We start from the raw sequence: 20,464 nt of genomic DNA, 5'->3' as shown, positions 1-20,464 counted from the left end.
CATGTTCGGCTATTTAATGTCAAGCTCTTTTTTTAACTTCTTTTTCGAGCTCGGCATGTGTACTTCTTGGCCGGACTTAGAATATATCATGTATAGAGATCCATTGCAAGCTTTATTTTAAAAAAACTAAACACATACTTCTCCGCAATTGTATCGCAACCGTATTCCCCTTTTCCGCGTCTATCTATTTAACATCAGAGCCCCTTCATACATAGGTATCAATTCCATTATTTTTTGGCAAAGAGGTGATTCATATAAAGACCTTGCATGATCTCTAGCTTCCCTCTAAAAGGAGGTTGGAGAATCAATGAGCAGAAGTGTGAAAAAGCAACCCGTGTGCAGCGACCAACAGAAAGATGGTTCATCATGGGCTAAAAAACAAGCCAATAAAGCCGTCCGCCGTTACCCTGGCGACATCCCTAAAGGGAAATGGTATCAGAAACTGTATAACAGCTGGAACATTTGCGACTACAGCTTTTACCAAACTAAACAGCAGGCGATTCATGAATGGGAAACAAACAATTGGATCCAGATGAGATTCCCCTCCCGCCAAGAGGCCATTCAAGATTGGCACAAGTCTTATAGAAGAAAGTAAATCAAAAGATGCCCCGGCAGGGAAGCCCCGGGACATCTTTTTACTTAGAAGCTTAATTTCGCACCTACAGTTACAATCTCAGATGGTCCGACCTCTAAGTGGTGAACCGAAGACGTTGCTCCTTGTAAAGCAGGGTTAGGCTGCTCTAAGATATTGCTTTTAAATAAATACTCTTGAGGACTGTTCACTTTCAGTTGCAACTCTGTCTGCTGAGCGGACATATTGTACCAACGCAAAAACAAGTCGCCGGAAGCTCCGTTCATTTTCATGGATGAGAAGGCCATGTTGTCTCCCTCCCAAACCAATGGGGTATATCCAGAGTTCAACTTCCCGCTATGCAGGCCGGTCTGACATACCGTCCAAGGAGTCTGGAATTGATAGGCCTCTGTAAATGCCCGTTGTTCACTTCCCTCACCAGAATGAGGAATCAGCTCCAGTTGTGCTGTGTATTCGCCCAGGCACTGAGCTTCCGGTGTTGGGAACCAGCCCCAATCCCCCAATTCCCCTACGCTGCGTAGCAAGGTGACGGCAATAGTATTGCGTCCATCCCGCAGAACCTCATATTCGTTCAATCCCTGATTGGCTACCGTAAGTCCTACATCGCCATTGCTGACATCCACAAAGGATTGCTGATGTTGAGTGTTGCTCGGATTTGCCCATTCTGGTGCTGGATTATTATCTCGGGTAGCCACTTCAAACATAGAATCCACACGATGCACATCGGTAGACAGATCGGTCGGGAACAACATTCGTATCCGGTGATCCTTGGCTTGGTTATTAATTGTGGATTCAATATGCACACCTTTGCCTTCCCGCTCCAGCGATACGACGGTACGAAGCTTCAAAACCACCGTATTTACACTCCGCTGCGCTTTACGCTCAGGATAATACACAAGTGCACGCTGTTCCGCCTCCAAGGTGTCATCCGCCGAAGCCGGAATCTCCCAATCTATTCGGATCTCAATGGCCGCACGGAAGGGAGAGTCTTCAATCTCCTTAATAACTGCAGGCTGGCCTTTGGTCGTCAGCGCTTGTTCACCTTCTGGCTGCTTGTACATGTATTCATTGCCTACATCTCCGGTATTCTCGTAAATCCCCAACTCACGATAAGTGGTACCGCTATGCTTATCCAATAACGTAAATGAACCATCCTCAGCAACAACTACCTTGAGAGATGCATTCTCCAAGCTGCGCTCTCCTTCTATTAAAGAGCTTTCCTGAGTGGATTCCGTAGTTGATTGTACCCAAGCGTAAGTACAGAGCCCAAGTGCAGGCACATTGCGTGCTTCAAAAGTAAGTCTCACCTTGCGGCACATATACGGCTGGCGGAATTGGTCATCAGGCAGATCATAACCAAAGCTTAAACCCAGATCTTCCACTGTAGACGCTAATTCCTCCCCTGTGTGATCGACGAGAATCCTGCCGGACAAATCAACAGCCAGCATTCTGCGGGCGGTCTCATCCAAAGGATAACCCTCGCGCAGATATAACCGTTCAGCATCCAGCTCTATAGTTACCGTTCCCGTACGCTTCCACCCCGTGGTATTCATCACTATAAAAGGAACTGCATCTTCCCCGTATGCGGAAAAGCCAGAAGTCTCCACTTGATCTGCGATAAACTTAGCACTGTCATCTATGATGCTCTCAGCAACATGCCGGCTTTTATCAAAACGAGTTACCATCTCACGATGCACTTCATCCACACTACAACCACAGATACTGTCATGCGGATGGTTCTGCATCAGCGTCTTCCAGGCATAGGTGAATAGATGGTGCGGGTAGTCCTGTCCGGACAGGCGGGCGATGGAGGCCAGCGGCTCGGCTACTTTTTCCAAAAGAGTCTGGCCCAGCTGGTTCATCTGCTTCAAATAAACCCGGGCTGAGGCTGTGTTCACTAAGGTGCCCCATCCGTCTGTACGCTGGCTGCGCAGTTCCCCTGTAACGGTGGAGAGCTCCTGCTGACCCGAGGATAATTGCTGATCCAAGGCTTGCAGATAGTCCGGGAAATTTGAATGCACGAACTTCACTTCAGGGTATAGCTTTTCGGCGGTGCGGATAGCTTCCGGCAAATCCAATTGCAGAGGCTGGTGGTCGCACCCGTTCATGAACAATAACTCCCCCGTTGAAGCATACTTCTCTGCATCAGCAAGCTTACGGTCCCAGAATTCCCGAGCCGCACCTTCCTCAACAGGAACTTCATTGCCGTTAGAATACCAGTTGGCAAATAGGATACCGAGAATTTTGGATCCATCCGGCCCTTCCCAGATCAGCTCGGAGAAAGAGGACTCATAACCTGCATCCGATACAGTGTTGTTAAATCCCGTAGGCTTCACCCCGCGTCCAAAAAAAGCATTCGTAATCCCTGACTGCAACATCAGCTGCGGAGTCTGTCCGACCAATCCAAAGGTATCAGGAAAATAACCGATTTTGGAAGGCTCACCGTATTTCTCGGCATCCTGATGGCCGATCTGCATATTCCGCACATTTGCCTCGCCGCTCGTCAGGAATGCATCCTGCAAAATGTACCAAGGTCCAATCAAGATTCGCCCATCCCGGATATACTTCTCCAGCTTCTCTTTGTTCTCTGGCCGAACCTGAAGATAATCCTCCAGAATAATGGTTTGCCCATCGAGGTAAAAACTGCGGAAGGCGGAATCTCCGTCCAGCTTGGCAAGCAGTGCATCCACCAGCTGAACCAGACGGACGTGGTGTTTCTCATAGGGCAAATACCATTCACGGTCCCAGTGAGTATGGGACACGATATGGGCTGTTTTGGTTGTTGTGTGGGTCATCTGTGTGTACACCTCAGTTCTTCAGCATTTATTAAGCGTAATGTTAACCTCTTCAGGTCTGTAGACAGCTACCAGCTTGCCCGCTGAATCAGCTGCAAACAACACCGAACGTTCTTTCTCCAGTAAAAATGAGTAATGAGCTCCAGTTGCAGGATCTTTTATTTCAAGTCCGGCATCCCAGGCGTATTCAGATACGAAGATATACAATGAACCTTCTGCAAAAGCAAGCTTTCGCCCGTACACACCTGGCAGGTCTCCACCGCTGATCCATTCCAGCCCGGTTTCGATACCTGCGGCTTGTGCAGCATATTGGTAGAGCGCGGCGATCGGCTCGTCGCGGTCATTCAGTTCTAAAGGTAGCGGGCACCAGATCAGGCGACCTGTGCCAAGCTGGCGTTCGATGAGGTGATCACCCACACCACCTGAGCTAGACGAATCAACATCTGCATTTGCTGGCGTTTCTTTGACTAGCTCCGCGATTCGCTTCTGTCCATAGGACACCGCAAACTTGCGTCCGTTCAATAGAAGCTGCTCCTCACGGCGCATGTTGCCAAGTTTACGGGCTCCTACTATTGCGTCCATACGATCCGAAGGCTGCCAATACGCATCAACCCCCAATGCTCCAGTAATGAGCAGAACGGCACCTGTACGCTCCACTATGTCCAGCAATTGCTGAAGGGCGTCATTATCCAGATTGTGCACACTCGGCAGGAGAATCAACTTAGCCGGCTCTGCCTCCAGCGGAGCCAGATCGTATTCCGATACGGCGCGGAAAGGCAAATGAAGCTGATAAGATAAGATCCGCGTCAGGCGGGTAGTCGCATCATAGGCGAGCTTCCGGTTAGAGAAGTCATTAGAGTAAGGGAAAACCACGGCAATCTCTTCCAGCTTCCGCCCGTCAAATAATCCCCCGGCTTCGCCGATGAACCGCCCAAAATCATAAGACACATCCGCTTCCGGCTTCTCAGTCCCATCGGCCCGCAGCGCACCGATCTGTGATTCATTGGCATTATCCATATAAAAGTTCGTGTTCCAGATCCATTGCACAGCCCCGGCACCTCCAGAAGCAAACGCATAGGCATATTTGCGCTCCAGCATGGCCCGCAATTCTTCCTCACTGCGTTTAGCCCGTCCGTCTGGCGTCTCTACGTACATGATGCCGGTCTCCTGAATGAGGTTCGGTTTATGATGGGTTTTGGCAAAAATTCCATCCCAGAGCAGATTGTCATTCAACCACCAGCTGTGAACAGTGGTGTAATCGACATCGCGCTCATAAAAGAACGGCGATGGCCGTTGGGCACCTAAAGCCTCATCCTGCCCTACGGTCACTAAATGATCTGGGCAGAGTTCCTTGATAGTCCCGCTAAGCTCCCTTGCCCATACGTTGTGCATGTCCATGGAGAACAGGCAGTAGTCGAGCCAACGTGTGCCGCGCTTTCCGGAATGAATATCCTGCACACTAAAGTTAATCTCTTCTTGCTCAGGAGGTTGTGCAGCCGCAAAATCCGGCAATTCCAGCGGCGTCATATTCCAGCGCTCTTGCAGCGAAGTTATATCACCATGGCGTTCTTCCAGCCAAGCAGAGAAAGCAGCGTGTTCATATTTATCTCGCGCCGAGCTCGGTCCGTCCGAGAAAATCCGCGGCGGATCGAACATTGACGGTTCATTGATCAAATCCCAATCCACATGGGTTGTCGTGCGATGCCGTGCGATGATGGAGCGGATGAACCGTTTTTGCGCTTCTACACTGCGCGGATCGAGATAAGGATTCGTCCCTTCCCAAGTCTCCGGCGTAAAGGAGAAGAACGTAAAGGTAACCTGCAGCTCATGCCGCTTAGCAGTCAGTAGAAAAGCATCAATCGCCCGCAGCACTTCTTCCGAGGCGTGACCGTCTACCTGCATAATATTCCGGTAGGCTGTCCAGATGCCGGTACGAATCCAGTTGATGCCTGCCTTCCGCATCTGTGCCATATCCCGATTCCAGACATCAGCATTTGGCAGGAATAGAAACTTCCGCGCTACGTCAGAGGTCATATAAGTCATGCCGACAACAGGTAAAGGCTGACCGTCTTTGATAAAATAATCTCTTCCCGCCTTAATCGGTTCCCCCTGCGATAACAGGCCCACGTCATATCCCCAAAAGCCTTGACGCAACATCCGCACTTCGCCTTCTTCCGATACAGCATGGCAAGAAAGATGATACAGGCCAGGTTGAATTTCTACAGCAAGCGGTACACGTAGGAAGTTCAGCTCGCGACTGACCTCAAGCTTGCACTCGTGAGTGAAACATGGGATAGACTCCCCGTCTTTGCTCAGAGTGATGTTCAGGGTCCACTGCGCTGATGTCGGTGACGATTGGCTACGGTTTAGCCGCTGACCCTGCAAAAACAGCAGCGGCCGCTCGCCTTCTTCATAAGAAGCATAGTTAGGCTTCAGCCACAGCTCTGTTACTCCCCGAGCGGCAAAAGTTGCCCAGCGGGTTAATGCTTCCGTTCCGCCTTGATTCCAGAAATCAGGCGTAAGCGGTTGGCCGATGAAGATCCAGCGGCCACCGGCAAAAGGACCGCCGATATGCTCCCACAGCACAGCTGGAGCTGAAACTTCCCGCCCGGCGGCGGTAATGCCCTTAAGCAGCGGGTAGATCCGCGTGTCCATGGGTCCACTGGAACCCATCTGCTCCGGCAGGTCACTGCTTTTAGTGACATGCGGCACCAGGTTCCAGGTATCCGACAGGGCCAGCAGCTGCTCATCGCCTACGAAGAGCGGAATGTCTCTAAGCGCGACATGCTGCTGTATGCGATCTGCGCTGCTCACCTGCAGCGCTTCATGGATATGCAGCTGGCGGTGATAGGCAGTCTGCTCAGCTTCGATCCGCCACTCTTCAGCGACTAGGCGGACTGGATGCTTAAACGGGGCACCGCCAATGCTGATCAAGCTGCCGCCTCTGCTCAAATAAGCGACGATGGAAGGCCAAGCCTCCTTCGGGAAGTATGGAGCATGGAAGCTAACGAAGCAGTCCCCGGCCTTGGCGCTGTCCAGCGTTTCGGCCAGCTGTGCTGCATGAACAGGAGGGTCAGTATGATGTATTCCTATAGACTGTGCCTGTTCCGCTGTCAGTCCGCCCGCTGCGGTATACCCGGGAAAAGACGGGTCCGCGAACAGGATGATACGGCCCCCGCTCACAGAATACCTTCCTTCATCGCCCGATAGACAAGCTGCGAGAACAAACTGTTCGACCATGCAAACCAGCTGCGGGTAAATACACTAGGATCATCCACATGGAAGCCTTCATGCATATATCCGGTTCCGGCATCCGTACTTTCCAGCATCGCAATCAGTTCCAGCTTCTCTTCGGCAGTCTGAGCCGTAATGCCCTGCATAGACAACGCCATATGCCAGATATAGTTCTCCGGAGTGTGCGGGCTGCCGATCCCTTTGGCAGCTGTGCCTTCATAATAGAACGGATTTTCTTTGCTCAATGCGAAACGTCTGGTGTTCTGGTAGATGGGATCATCCGCCGAAGCGTAACCCAGATACGGAATGGAGATCAGTCCGGGCGTTCCCGCATCGTCCATTAAGCAGTAATTGCCGAAGCCGTCGGTCTCATAAGCATAAATCGGACCAAACTCCGGATGGCGATAAATGCCGTAGAGCTTAATGCCATGATCCACTTCAAATTCCAGCTCTTTAAGTTCAGCCAGGAAGTCTAGATCGCGGAAGACCCACTCCGCGAATTCCTGCATCTGGCGCAGCGCGACAACAGCGAACATATTGCCAGGAATGTTGTAGTGGAAATCACAGGCATCATCGCTGGACCGGAAGCCCGACCAGATCATTCCGGTATAGTTCACCGGCATACCGAGACCGCTATTGCGCAGAGAATCTTCCGGAATGCCGTTATTGCGGCTGAACCGGTACGGAGACTGCTCGAAATGCCGCTGCTCTCTTTTGAACAAATCGAAAATCTGGCGCATGGCCGACTTGAACCCAGCGTCGAAGAAATCAGTCAGGCCCGTCTCTTTCCAGTAGGTATAAGCGAGGCGCACAACAAAACATAACGAATCAATCTCAAATTTACGCTCCCACACCCATGGCGACATCTCGGTCACATCCGTAGTGTTCCAGTGCCAGTCATTGGCCGACTCATTAAATGCATTGGCGTAAGGATCGATATGAATATACTGAATATGGCGTTTGATAAGACCGCCGATAATGCGCTGGAGATCGGGATCGTTTTTGGCCAGAGGCACGTATTGAATTACCTGCTCCACTGAATCACGCAGCCAGGAGGCCGGAATATCGCCGGTAATCACAAAGGTGGTTCCGTCATCCAGCAGTTTAGTCGTCGTCTCCAGCGTATTCGGAAAACAGTTCTTGAACAGCTGCAACAGCTTCGGGCGATGTGCCAGCTTCTCCTCTGCTTCGGCAAGCACTTCTTGTACGGCCTGCGGCAGCGGCAGCTGGGGCATTGCTATTTTGGGTAATCGGAATTGTTCCAAGTGAGTTATGCTCCTTTGCATCTGTGATGTGATTATTTAATTTCTGATGTAGATTGTTTTGATCTCGTAAGGGGCAAAGTGAAGTTCCAATTCACCGCCAGCCGTGTGTTCGATCAGTTCCAGCTGCTCTTCCAGAGCATTGGACAGGTAGACGCTCTGAACTGGATGCTGCCATTTGAGCTGAACCCGCTCGCGGCCTCCCGAGGATTCGTAGAAACGGAGAACAGTCCCCTGCCCGTCCTCGGATGGCTTAATCGTATCCAGCACCACATGCTCACCGGAGAATCCGATAAATGAGCCTGTTGGCGGCTGCTGCCCCTGTGTTGATGAAGCGGCAAAAGTATACAGCTCATGATTTAGCTCTGCTGCACGGCGAACAGTATGAGCCTCCCGCCAATCCCCACAATGCGGATATAGCGAATAGGTGAAGTCGTGCTCGCCGAGATCCGCAGTAGCATCCGGCCATTTCGGCGCGCGCAGGAGCGACAAGCGAATGGTACTGCCTTGAATGTCATAGCCGTATTTGCAATCATTCAGCAGACTGACGCCATATCCACGTTCGGATACATCGGCAAAACGATGCCCGCAAACCTCATACTGCGCCTGCTCCCAGCTGGTGTTGCGGTGGGTCGGACGTTCCAGCGCACCAAATGGAATCTCGTAAGTCGCCTTATCCGCGACAACATCAATCGGAAACCCTACCTTAAGCAGCTTATGGGCTTCGTTCCAGCTCACATGCGTCTGGAAATCAATCCGGGGATTATGGTGATGTAGAATCATATCCTGAGTAATCTCGGATTGGCCCAGCTTCCAGCGGAAGCGCAAAATATCCTGCACCGCACCAGTGCGGACCACTGCCTTTTCTATAAGTTCAGCCTCCCCGGCGGGTTGGGCTTCATAACGGTTGTCAATGTCCCAGGCATCCCAAAGCGTCGGACGGTCGTGGAAAAAGTGGAAGCGGTTCGCCGGCTCACCGGATTTTACGATCTCCCGGTTTCCTTTTTTATCAAAAAGACTGGTGATTTCTCCCCGCTCGTTAAAGGTAATACGATAATAGTCCGTCTCCCAACGGTCGCCGAAGGGAACAGCTCCTACAGCTGTTTGATTATGTTCAGCAGCGGCAGATTCTGCATTATTTTCAACGGATGTGTTCTGAGACAGATCACGAATCCAGATCGTTTTGTAACCAAAGGCTGGAATCTCCGGAACGAGAACCGAGACACCAGAAACTGCTGTCTCCTCCGTCAGGACATCTGCTTCCAGCAGTACGTTATCCTCGCCATACACCGCAAAGTTTCCGCTAGCGACTCCTTCTTCATTGAGGGCAAGTTCGACCACGGCATCCCGCATCCAACCCAAACCATTAAAAACAATGTAAGGTGTACCTTCGCCTGTCGTGTTAATGTTCCCGGCCAATGCCGCAAGCCCCGGCTGAAGCGCATCACGGCCAAGCTCAAATACCTCTGCGTATTCCTTCTCCGAGGTCTCGTAAGCTTCGGTAATCGCCGAGCCCGGAATAATATCATGGAACTGGTTCAACAAAATCAGCTTCCAGCCCTGATGCAGCTGCCCGGCAACTACGGCATGTTGCTCCGTGTCCAGCTGCGGCGAAGCTAATGTCTGCCACAGCTCCGCTTCACGGTACAACACTTCCGCCTTGCGGTTGTTCCGCTTGTTGCGGCCGTGCGTAGTGTAGGTGCCGCGGTGCAGCTCCAGATACAGATCGCCCCGCCACTGCGGCAGCTGCGGCTGACAGCGTGTAATGCCTGCGAAGAAATCCGCGGCATTACTGTATTTACTCTCCGGCTGGCCGACCATTAGCTCGGCACGCTGGATATATTCCAGCATCTCGCGGGTGACCCCGCCGCCGCCGTCACCATGCCCATAGAGCAGCATCTGCTCATTATGTTTATCTTTTTCGCGGAAGGACTGATAGTGTTCATGCACATCTTTGGGCAGCGTATTCTCATTGACCCCATGATTCAGGTAAGACAACATCGGCGTGCCGTCAATGCCGACCCAATGGAACAGATCGTAAGGGAAGACATTTGTGTCATTCCAGCCCAGCTTGGTGGTCATAAAATATTTGATGCCACCATGCTGCAGAATCTGCGGCAGAGAAGCGCAGTAGCCGAAGGTATCCGGCAGCCACTCAATCTGCGAGGTGCGCCCGAACTCTTCGAGATAAAAGCGTTGACCATATAGCATTTGCCGCATCAACGATTCTCCGCTCGGAATGTTCAGATCCGGTTCGATCCACATCCCACCGACCAGTTCCCAGCGTCCTTCACGGATGCGTGCCTTGACCTTCTCATAGAGTACCGGGTCATTGTCTTTCAAATATTCGAACAGCAGCGGCTGGCTCTGCGCATATTGATAGTCAGGATATTCGTCCATCAGGGCATTCACCGTCGAGAACGTCCGACTCGTCTTGCGCACGGTCTCGCGCGCAGGCCACAGCCAGGCAATATCGATATGGGACTGGCCCACCATGTGGATTGTTCCTTCGGCATGACTGCCGATCTCCCCGACTCTGCCCCGCAGCTTCTGCTCGATTCGCGAAATCTCACCACCCTCGCGGATCTCCTGCGTGGTAAGGCCAACGAATTGATCCATTGCCACATACAAAGCTTCCAGCAAACGCTTACGGCGCTGGTCCTGCTCAGGCAGCAGAATTGCCGAATCGCGAATCACTACTGCCGTGTACATTAGACTCTGCACAGGTCTATTCACCAGCACCAGCTGGCTGTGGATCATCCGAATCGGCGGCTGGATCACCGCCTGTTGATTTAATGGGTCCACCGGCTCGGGGACCGGATCGAAGAGTTCGATTTCCAGGTCCAACGGACGGCCAGATGGATCACCTGTCAGGGTCACAAAGGTATGATTGCGGTCAAGTCCTTGCCGCGATTCACCGTTCACCCGCAGCAGCCCTTCCCCACCTGAAGCAAAAATCAGCCCGATGTGGCCCGGCAGCCAGTTAGCCGGAATCTCCAAAGTACGGCGGAAGAAATAGGTCGTTCCTTGCACACTCGGGAACAGATCATAATTGCTGCCGTCCTTATAAGGCTGCAGCTTGTCATACTGTCCCGGCAATTGATACACCGAGGACAGAATCTCCCAATCGCGCAATTCCTCCACCTCTAGCCATTGCTGCTCGGAGAGCTCGCGGATGAAGCGTTTAATGCGTTCCATGTCTTTACCCCCTCACCGTCAAATCGGTGCTCAGTGTATCATTTACATGCTTACCCACCAGCACTTTAAACGCTCCTGGCTCTACAACTGGTCTTAAATCCGGTCCGATATATTGCAATTGCTCCGGTCCTACCGTGAACAACACGGTTTGCTTCTCACCCGGAGCCAACTTGATTTTGTCAAAAGCCTTCAATTCCCTGGCAGGGCGCGTGACCTTACTGGCGACATCTGAAATATACAGTTGCACCACCTCTGCGCCCTCACGGTCTCCTGTATTCTGAACGTCCACGGAAACTGTAGCCGTCTCCCCAGCCGCAATTACTTCCGGTTCCACCTTCAACCCGGAGTACGTAAATTCAGTGTAGCTAAGCCCGAAGCCGAACGGATATTGAGGCTGGGAATCGGCCTCCAGATATCTTTTGCCACGGGAACGTTTGCCGTTGTAATAGACCGGGAGCTGGCCCACATGCTTCGGCACGGATACAGTCAGCTTCCCGGACGGGTTCACATCGCCGAACAGGATATCTGCAACAGCGTGCCCGCCTTCTTGGCCTGGATACCAGGCTTCCAGAATGGCATGTGCATGCTCGTCAATCCAAGGCTCACTCACCGGACGGCCGTTAATATAAACAACGATCACAGGTTTGCCGAGCTGATGAACCTGCTGGATCAGTTCCAGCTGCACTCCCGACAGGGTCAATGACACCCGGTCAATGCCTTCGCCGCAGTCCATATCATTCCAGGCATTCTCCGTCACCTTGGACGCGCCTGTCTTAAGATCAATACTGCCTTCCCCGAAATCGCGTGCACTGGAGCCGCCGACGACCATAACAACGGTATCGGCCTGCTCTGCACAAGCGAGCGCGGCTTCAAAACCTTCGCGCGAATCGCCTTTGATCCGGCAGCCCGGTGCATAGAGCACCCGCTCCGGCTCTGCAGCCAGCTTGCTGCGGATGCCGCTGAGCACGGTCGCTACCTTAGCCGGAGGCTGCGGTGAGGTATAATCGCCGAGCTGGTTATACCCGGCATCGGCGTTAGGGCCAATGACGGCGATCGTGCCGGCGGTCTTGGACAATGGCAGCACACCTGCTTCATTTTTCAGCAGGATGATGCTCTCGCCCGCCACTTGCCGGGCCAGCTCTTGATGCGCTTTGCTGCCGATGACGCGTTCAGCCGCATCGGGATCAGCGAATGGTTGCTCGAACAGGCCCAGCCTGAACTTGAGCGTCAACACACGGCGGACCGCCCGATCCAGCAGTGCCGGGTCCAGCTTGCCTTCACGAACGGCATCCACCAGGTATTTGCCGTACATTTCCCCGGACATCTCCATGTCGATGCCGGCTTCCAGTGACTGCACTGCTGCATCCATGCCATCTTCAGCCACATCATGGCCAGAGGCCAGCATCTCTATAGCTCCGCAGTCGGTAATGATTAGACCCTCAAACCCCCATGCTTCGCGGAGTATATCCTCTAGTAGTTCTGTATTTGTCGTGCAAGGCACGCCGTCTATTTCGTTATAAGCAGGCATAATGGAGACTGCACCCGCTTCGACCGCTTTTTTGAAGGGCAGCAGATCCACTTCCAGCAGTTCACGCCAGCCCATGTGCACAGGTCCGGCATTCCGGCCGCCTTCTGAGCTGCCGTATCCCACAAAATGCTTCAGCGTAGCCCCCACGCTGCCGCCGCTCTGCAAGGATTCCCCCTGCAGACCTTCAACAGCCGCAACCGCCATCTCGCTGATCAGGTAAGCGTCCTCGCCGAAGCACTCCTCGGTGCGGCCCCAGCGGGGATCGCGCACCACATCCAGCACCGGCGAATACGTAACCGCGCCGCCCTGACTGCGTGTCTCCAGCGCTACGGCGCGGCAGACCTCACGATACAGCTCCACATTCCAGGAGCTGCCGAGCGACAGGGGCACCGGGAATACGGTGGCCCCGATCGCCATGTGGCCATGCGAGCATTCCTCGCCGATCAATACAGGAATGCCCAGCCGCGAATGCTCCAGCACATACCGCTGGAGCGTATTCACCGCTTCCGCACCTTCACGCGGAGACAGGCCAGTAGCCAGCGTCACACCGGTCCACGGGTCAGCGCGCAACATCCCGTAAAGCGAGCCCACGCCGCCCCCGGCAACCTTCTCCTTGAAGCTTTCTGTCAAGGTCATCTTACCGTCTCTATGTTCATAGGCCTGCCAGCCAAAAGGCTGAATCAGCTGACCGGCCTTCTCTTCCAAAGTCATCAGTCCGAGCAGATGCTCCGCCCGTTCTTCAGCAGGTAAATTCGGGTTTGTATAACTCATTCCTTAACAGCCCCTATGGTAAGACCTTGAATGAAATAACGCTGGAAGAACGGATAGGCAAAAATAATCGGCCCTGTCGCCAGCACGACCATCGCCATCCGCGATGTATCCTGCGGCATGGAGCGAAGAGCTTCCAGACTTAGCGAACTGTTCTGGGAGTTCTGCAAAATAAACTGCATACTGGTCTCGATCCGCATCAGCATCGATTGCAGCGGGACTAAATTCGGGTTGTCGATGTACAGCAGCGCATTGAACCAGTCATTCCAATAGCCGAGGGTGCTGAACAAAGCAATCGTAGCCAGACCGGGCAGTGATAAAGGCAGCACCAATTTCAGGAAGATACGGAACTCGCCCGCCCCGTCGATTTTGCCGGATTCGATAATGGCATCAGGCACACTCGTGCTGTAGAAGGTGCGCAGAATCATAATGTAAAAAGCATTCACCGCCAGCGGCAAAATCAGCGCCCAGATCGTATCCTTCAGGCTTAGAAACTGCGTAACGATAATATAAGTCGGCACAAGTCCACCGTTGAACAGCATGGTAAAAAACGCGAAGAACGAGAAAAAATTGCGGTAACGGAAGCTTTTCCGGGAAATGGCATACGCATAAAAAGCGATAAACAAAAGGCTGATAATCGTCCCTATCACCGTTACAAAAATCGTCACACCATAAGAACGCAGCAGCATATCTCCGGATTCAAACACATAACGGTATGCGCCGAGACTCCATTTTGCCGGAATCAGCTTATAGCCATCCCGCGCCAGCGCCACCTCATCGGTGAAGGAGATGATCACGACGAACAGAAACGGAAACACGCACAGAAACGCAAAGATGCCGGCTATCAGATTAAAAGTGATATTCCAGGGCGTCGAGAGATGGTGGAAATCACGTTCTTTTTTAGTCTTAGTAATGGAAGACATATGGCCCACTCCTTTCATGAGGTTCTAGAACAAAGCGCTATCCTTGTTGTATTTGCGGACAATATAGTTAGAGGTCATCACTAGCGTAAAGCCGACAACCGATTGATACAGACCTGCGGCAGTGCTCATACCAATCTCACCCGTTGTTTTGAGGCCTTGATAGACATAGGTATCAATAACATTCGTGACACTGTAGAGCGTACCGGAATTACGAGGCACCTGGTAAAAGAGACCGAAGTCGGCGTAGAAGATTTTACCGATGGCCAGCAGGGTCATGATCGTGATAATTGGACTCAGCAACGGCAGTGTAATATTGCGAATCTGTTGGAACTTACTAGCTCCGTCGATCATCGCCGCTTCATACAGCGACTTGTCGATCCCCATAATAGCTGCGAGATAAACTACGCTGTTGTAACCAACTGCTTTCCACAGATAGACTAGGATCAGGATGAACGGCCAGTAGGCTTTTTCCGAGTACCACTGAATTGACTCTGCGCCAAAAAAGCCCATGATCTGGTTCAGCATCCCGCGTTCGGAGCTCAGGAAACTAAATGCAAAATAGCCGACAACGACCCATGACAGGAAGTAGGGCAGGAACATGCCGGTCTGATACACTTTGGCCAGCTTCTTGTTCACAATCTCGGACAGCACAATCGCCATCAGAACCGACAAGATCAAGCCAAGCAGGATAAATGCTCCATTGTAGAGCAAGGTGTTGCGGGTAATAATGTACGCGTCATTGGTGGTGAACAAAAACTTGAAGTTGTCTAACCCCACCCATTTGCTGTTGATAATACTCGCCCAGAAGCCGTCGCGGCTAAAGCGGTATTCCTTGAAAGCAATAATCGTCCCTATCATCGGCAGGTAAGAGAAAAAGAGAAACCAAAGCGCACCTGGTAAAACCATGAGCAGCATAATCTTGTTATTCATAATATTTTTTATAAATCCGCTGATTGTCTTCACACTTAGATCCCTCCTGTATGTCCTTATATTTCAAAAAAAGACCGGGTCCAGAGGCCACGCCCCTGCCCCGATCTTCTCTTACGTTGATGTTTTACTTGTTGTTGGACGCTTTCCAGGCATCAATTTGCGATTGCGCTTCAGCGATAATTTTGTCCAAACCAGCTGCCTTGAATTTCTCAATAGCTTTCGGTAGATACTCGTCAGGATCAACGGTTCCAGTCATCAGTGGTGACCAGTATTCTTCTTTTACGTTCTGAACCGCAGCGATTTCAGTAGTCACCTTGGAAGTGTCGAAGTTAAAACCAAGCAGCGGTGCATTTACACCGGATTCATTAAACTTTTTGAACTCTTCCCATTTGTTCTCAGGGTCACCCTCGTTCAAATAGTTGATCATGATATTGCCCAGCGAGAAGGTTGGCATGTCATAGTTCTTGGATTCATCCAGGTTCTTCATGGAATTCTCACCAGTCTTCTCGTAGTGCACGCCTTCGATTCCGGAGTCAATCATGTTGCGCAGCACCGGATCGGTGTTGAGCAGGTTCAGGAACTCCATCGCTTTCTCCGGATATGCGGAGTTAGCCGAGATGGCTTGCATCGAACCCATAACGGACCAGTTGTAAATGTAAGGTTTGCCAGCTGGCGTGGAAACTACAGGATAGCCGTAGCTTGCCGACCACAGATTGTCCGCCATCGGCTGGGTAGCCGCACGATCCATGAACCAGTTCGAAGATTTATAGAGATCATCCACCGAAGTTGTAGTTGCTACTTCCGGCGAGATATAACCTGCCTTGTAATATTTGCGAACGGTTTCAAGAGTGCTTTTGAGTTCAGGTGTTTCCAGAATGTTCACGATCTTGTAATCCTTTGTGTCCATATAAACAGCCATTGGCATCTTTTCAATGATGTAATCGAACGGCAGTACTGGCATGAAATCCTTCACCATAGCGTAAGGCGTGATGCCCGGTTCATTCTCTTTGATCGTCTTCAGCAGTGGTTCAATGCTTTCCATTGTGTTCACCCCGGAAATGTCGAGGTTATATTTGTCGAGCAGCTCTTTATTGAAGCGCCAAACTTCTTGCGCCGGAAGCTCTTTGTTGGCAGGTACGGCATAATTATGTCCATCTACCTTGGAGCCTTCCAGGAATGCCGGATCAATCGTGTCCACGATGCCTTTTCCATATTCATTAAGCAGGCTGTCCAATTCCATAAAAGCGCCTTTGCGGGCATTTTGCACATAATCGAACGCCCAGGAGCATGTAAAGAGAATGTCCATGGGTTCACCAGCGGCTACTTTAACCTGCATTTTTTGTGTATAATCGCCAAAATCAATCATATTCATCTTCAGGGTGACATTTATCTTCTCTTTAGTGTACTTATTGACTTCTTCCACGACACGGTCCAGATCCTTCTGCGGTCCGCCGATCGTGTACCAGATCAGTTCGACCGGTTTCTCGGATGATGCACCGTCGCCGCCCGCTCCTGAACTGTTAGTTGCCGCGTTGTTTGAATCGCCGCCACATGCGCTGAGCGCAAGCGAGAATGCCATAAGTGATGTCAGTAACAGGGAAAACCTTTTTCTTTTGTTGTTGCCCATTCCTGTATAACCTCCCCTTTGTTTACCTCAAGATCGCTGGCCTAATCCGGAATTAAACCAGCAGCTTTCTCCTTCAAGGACTATCTTTACTGTAATTTATGAAAGCATTTTCAAACAGAAGCTAAACTAAATAAATCATGTAGAAAATAAAGAAAAAGCTTGCAGCGGGGGTCCGCTAGACAAGCCCTTTGTACTCCGTAGGAGATATCCCGACATGCTTCTTAAATTGTTTGTAAAAATAGCCGGTCTCCCAATAGCCTACTTTGAGAGCGATTTCATGAACTTTAAGTGAGGTATTCCGCAGCAGCTCCTTCGCCTTCTCAATCCGGTATTTATTGATATATTCGGTGAATGACTCATTCACCTCTTTATGGAACAGCTGTCCCAAATACACCGGGTGAATATGGTATTGGGCACCGAGGGTCTTCAGTGACACATCTTCATTGTAGGACTCATGGATATAATTCAGCACCTGCTGCACGACTGGACTCTTTACGTCCCGAACTAAGGCGTCTACCGTAATGGTAGCGGCTTCCTGAATAATCTGAGTCAGTTCATTTATGGAAACTGTAGAGCGAATGAGGCCAAAACCGTCTGCGAAAAGCTCCGGTTCTTCCACATGACGGATCTCCTGCAGCTGCATCTTGAAGCGGATCAACCATTCCATGGCAATGCCTTGCAGCAGCACGGGTGTAATCCCCTCCATCCGCCGCAGCTGCTCAAAATGATCCTGGATCCGCACCAGCAGCGCTTCCTTATCCTTCGCCATAATCAGCTTGAGATCATCTTCCCAATTCAGCGGCATACCTTGGACGGCAACCTCATGCCTGTCCTGAACTTCCTCATAATGCAGCAAATTCCGCTCTGGAAACAGCATGAAATATTCCTGAGTCATCTTTGCATGGGCGTAACTCTGAGCCGCCGCCTCCTCCATCTCCTCCACCGTTCCTACGGACAGACGCATTGGCGGACCGCCAGTTAGGGATAACAGCAGCTGCGCATGAAGCCTTTCCACCGCTTCTTTACCCTGCTGATACTCACTAAGCAGATGCAGCAGCACGGTATCTCCATCCATATCCCGGAATGCAATCAAAGACGGGTTACCGCCTACAACCTCTTCCACCGCCTGAAATAGCTCGGCAGCGTCCTGTTCAGGGCGAAGCAGGGCTACCTGCACCAGCGGCTTATCTAGTCTAAGTCCCAGAAAATCAGTCCGTTCGCTGAATTCCTTCGGACCAATCTGGCACCGCAGCCAACGGTACATCACATTATCGCGCAGAATGGAAATACTATGCGCATTGAATTGACTCTCTTGACGGGAGACACCCAGCTTCTCGGCGGCAGTCACTAATGTTGCCCGGAACTCTTGCAAATTAATAGGCTTGAGCAGATAATTTTCAATGCCGAGCGCCATTCCTTCCTTAAGATAACCGAACTCATCAAAGCCGCTGAGGATAACAACTTTGATCTCCGGCTGGATCTCCCGCACAGCCCGGATCAAATCCAGCCCGTTCATCAGCGGCATGGAAATATCCGTAATCAGAATATCTGCTGGGACAAACCGCAACGACTCCAGCGCTTCCTGGCCGTTCTCGGCGTGGCCGACAATCTCCATCCCCAGTGCTGCCCAATCCACAATGTCATATAATCCTTCGATAATAAAAGGCTCGTCGTCCACAATGAAAATTTTATACATGGTTTGGATCATCCTCTCCCAGATCGGGAAAATACACAGTCACGGTTGTGCCGGTACCCGCTTCGCTTTGTAATTCAATGCCATACTCACTGCCATAAAGCAGCTTCAAACGCTCATGAATACTGCGCAGACCAAATGATTCCGATTGTTCATCTGGCTGCAAAAGACCTTCTTTGAGCTGGACCAATCTGTCCGGAGCAATCCCCCGCCCATTGTCTGTAACTACCGCACGCAAATATTTGCCGTCCTTGGCCACAGCCACACTGATGTGATTATCATTCTTGTCCACGCGCATCCCATGTAGAATGTAGTTTTCAATGATGGGCTGCAGCGACATTTTGAGTACAACTCTTCCGGTAAGCTCTTTCCCGCATTCCATTGTATAAGAGAATTTATCCTTATAACGGATGCGGAACAGCTCCAGATATAAACGGCAGGCCTCTAGTTCATCCTTCATCGTATGCTTGGGTTTCTGGTGAACATAGCTTTTGAACAACACCGACAAGCTGTAGATCATCTCCCCGACATCTGAAGCTCCTTGAGAGATTGCCCTCATTCGGATCACCTCCAAGGTATTGTAGAGAAAATGCGGGTTTACCCTGGCTTCAAGCGCGGCGATTTCGGTATGTTTTTGCTTGATTTCAGCCTTGAACACACGGTCTATATGAAGATTCAGCTCATCCAGCATATCGTTGAAGCTCTTGGAGATCTGCCCCAGCTCGTCTTCTCTGACATCGGTAATCCGGGCATCCAGGTCACCGTTTTTCACTTTGCGGGTGAACTTGATAATTTTATGAGTCCGTCTGGCAAAATTATTGATAAATAAAGTGGGTGTAATAATCGCAAACAACAGGCAGATCAAGCAGATAATGAAGATCATGTTCCGCAATCCCCTATAAGTGGCGGCTAATTCCTGCTTAGGTACAGCACTCAACACAGTAAATCCGCCTTGGGTGTGAGTCTGCTTAGTAATGATCATCCCGCCGACTTCTTCACCATCTGTATAGGCAGAATTCATCTGCTCGGGATAAGGATAGCGCTTTCCATAATAGGTGCCCGAGGTATCAAATAACACATCCCCATCCGCTGCCAGCACCAGAATCTTTCCCTTGAAGTCATCCTTATAATTGCCCATACTCCCCCAGACCTCGCTGGCATCAAAATAGACTAGAAGCTGACCAATGTTGCGCAGTGATATCTTGTTATTGACCGGGGTACGAACCGTAAACATCGGCCCCTCCGGAGATGAGATCGCCTGACTGACCCAAGTGTTTGGGGCGGTGACACTGCCTTCCTCCTCCAGATACAGCGCATCCGGTACAAAAGAGTGGGCTGCATTAGTGGAAATAATCTGAAATTTGCCTTGGTCGTTATAGACATACAACTGCTGCTCAGCTGCACTGTAGAGCATTAAACTGCGGATATCAGGATCATCTTCAACTTGATTGCGAAAAAACTGCACGGTATCCGTCGTAGCATTACTTTCGTTGAAATAGCGGTCCAGCCGGTACCTCACGTAATCTTCATACGGATGCTCCAGCAAATACGACGTATTAGCAGTCAGCTCCGTGTCCCGGTACACGTCCCGCATCATAGACTGTACAGAGTCATATTTCTGCTCAATATAGCTGTTGATGCTCTCCACGGTACGTTTCTGAATCTCCATCTGCCGCTGCACTACAGCCTGAGACATGAGCAAGAACATCAGGTAGGAGAAGGTGATAATGGTGACCACGGCAATGACTGAGAAGAGCAGGATGATTTTCATAAACAGATTATTCTTCAGATACTTTCTGTACAATTTCCCCGGAAACATCAGCAACCTCCTACAGCAGGGGGAAGACTAAGCTTCGCTGCTTGTCATTATGAATAAAGTATAGCATGAGGTGCTTCCTGCCTGTGGCTGGTAAA

Annotated in this window: 11 protein-coding genes; 1 reads left to right on the top strand and 10 read right to left on the bottom strand. The window is 51.0% G+C overall.

Translation table 11 applies throughout. The features are described from left to right. Window positions 1–307: 307 nt before the first annotated feature. Window positions 308–595, top strand: a complete 288-nt coding sequence (locus tag MHB37_RS04105; protein WP_076302934.1) for a hypothetical protein — start codon at window positions 308–310, stop codon at window positions 593–595. Between the two features lie 44 nt (window positions 596–639). On the opposite strand, the gene MHB37_RS04100 is transcribed toward MHB37_RS04105, so the two are convergent. The 10 genes from MHB37_RS04100 to MHB37_RS04055 form a co-directional block, all read right to left on the bottom strand. Next, entirely contained in the window at window positions 640–3,387 is a 2,748-nt protein-coding gene (locus tag MHB37_RS04100) for an alpha-mannosidase (protein ID WP_339246513.1), read from the bottom strand. 21 nt (window positions 3,388–3,408) lie between these two features. Next, a complete protein-coding gene (locus MHB37_RS04095) occupies window positions 3,409–6,570 on the bottom strand; it encodes a beta-galactosidase (RefSeq protein ID WP_405168974.1) in 3,162 nt (1,053 codons plus the stop codon). After that, window positions 6,567–7,886 (bottom strand): glycoside hydrolase family 125 protein, encoded by a 1,320-nt coding sequence (locus MHB37_RS04090; RefSeq protein WP_076098666.1) that lies wholly within the window; start codon window positions 7,884–7,886, stop codon window positions 6,567–6,569. The genes MHB37_RS04095 and MHB37_RS04090 overlap by 4 nt, the downstream gene beginning before the upstream one ends. 36 nt (window positions 7,887–7,922) lie before the next feature. After that, a complete protein-coding gene (locus tag MHB37_RS04085; RefSeq protein WP_405168973.1) occupies window positions 7,923–11,081 on the bottom strand; it encodes an alpha-mannosidase in 3,159 nt (1,052 codons plus the stop codon). Between the two features lie 4 nt (window positions 11,082–11,085). Then, window positions 11,086–13,380, bottom strand: coding sequence for a glycoside hydrolase family 3 N-terminal domain-containing protein (locus MHB37_RS04080; RefSeq protein ID WP_405168972.1), 2,295 nt, complete (start codon window positions 13,378–13,380; stop codon window positions 11,086–11,088). Next, on the bottom strand, window positions 13,377–14,300 hold the full coding sequence (locus MHB37_RS04075) for a carbohydrate ABC transporter permease (protein WP_248549462.1): 924 nt from the start codon (window positions 14,298–14,300) through the stop codon (window positions 13,377–13,379). Before MHB37_RS04075 ends, MHB37_RS04080 begins: the two co-directional genes overlap by 4 nt. A 24-nt stretch (window positions 14,301–14,324) precedes the next feature. Continuing rightward, window positions 14,325–15,230 (bottom strand): sugar ABC transporter permease, encoded by a 906-nt coding sequence (locus tag MHB37_RS04070; RefSeq protein WP_282579979.1) that lies wholly within the window; start codon window positions 15,228–15,230, stop codon window positions 14,325–14,327. Between the two features lie 124 nt (window positions 15,231–15,354). Next, window positions 15,355–16,857: an ABC transporter substrate-binding protein gene (locus MHB37_RS04065; protein WP_076130103.1), complete on the bottom strand. Its 1,503-nt coding sequence runs from the start codon at window positions 16,855–16,857 to the stop codon at window positions 15,355–15,357. 175 nt (window positions 16,858–17,032) lie between these two features. After that, complete coding sequence (locus MHB37_RS04060) at window positions 17,033–18,553, bottom strand: response regulator transcription factor (protein WP_248549461.1); 1,521 nt, start codon at window positions 18,551–18,553, stop codon at window positions 17,033–17,035. Then, the gene (locus MHB37_RS04055) at window positions 18,546–20,369 is read right to left on the bottom strand and encodes a sensor histidine kinase (RefSeq protein WP_036684922.1); all 1,824 of its coding nucleotides are present in this window, start codon (window positions 20,367–20,369) and stop codon (window positions 18,546–18,548) included. The genes MHB37_RS04060 and MHB37_RS04055 overlap by 8 nt, the downstream gene beginning before the upstream one ends. Window positions 20,370–20,464: the final 95 nt, after the last annotated feature.

Origin of the sequence: Paenibacillus sp. FSL H3-0286 (genome assembly GCF_045040705.1) — a bacterium.
Taxonomy (GTDB): Bacteria; Bacillota; Bacilli; order Paenibacillales; family Paenibacillaceae; genus Paenibacillus_AQ; species Paenibacillus_AQ odorifer.
The sequence above is the reverse complement of the archived record's forward strand: the minus strand, read 5'-3'. Positions and strand labels throughout refer to the sequence as shown.

Coding starts and splice junctions, on each gene's coding strand:
- MHB37_RS04105 (WP_076302934.1), top strand. CDS start 308: ATGAGCAGAAGTGTGAAAAAGCAACCCGTGTGCAGCGACCAACAGAAA.
- MHB37_RS04100 (WP_339246513.1), bottom strand. CDS start 3,387: ATGACCCACACAACAACCAAAACAGCCCATATCGTGTCCCATACTCAC.
- MHB37_RS04085 (WP_405168973.1), bottom strand. CDS start 11,081: ATGGAACGCATTAAACGCTTCATCCGCGAGCTCTCCGAGCAGCAATGG.
- MHB37_RS04080 (WP_405168972.1), bottom strand. CDS start 13,380: ATGAGTTATACAAACCCGAATTTACCTGCTGAAGAACGGGCGGAGCAT.
- MHB37_RS04075 (WP_248549462.1), bottom strand. CDS start 14,300: ATGTCTTCCATTACTAAGACTAAAAAAGAACGTGATTTCCACCATCTC.
- MHB37_RS04070 (WP_282579979.1), bottom strand. CDS start 15,230: ATGAATAACAAGATTATGCTGCTCATGGTTTTACCAGGTGCGCTTTGG.
- MHB37_RS04065 (WP_076130103.1), bottom strand. CDS start 16,857: ATGGGCAACAACAAAAGAAAAAGGTTTTCCCTGTTACTGACATCACTT.
- MHB37_RS04060 (WP_248549461.1), bottom strand. CDS start 18,553: ATGTATAAAATTTTCATTGTGGACGACGAGCCTTTTATTATCGAAGGA.
- MHB37_RS04055 (WP_036684922.1), bottom strand. CDS start 20,369: ATGTTTCCGGGGAAATTGTACAGAAAGTATCTGAAGAATAATCTGTTT.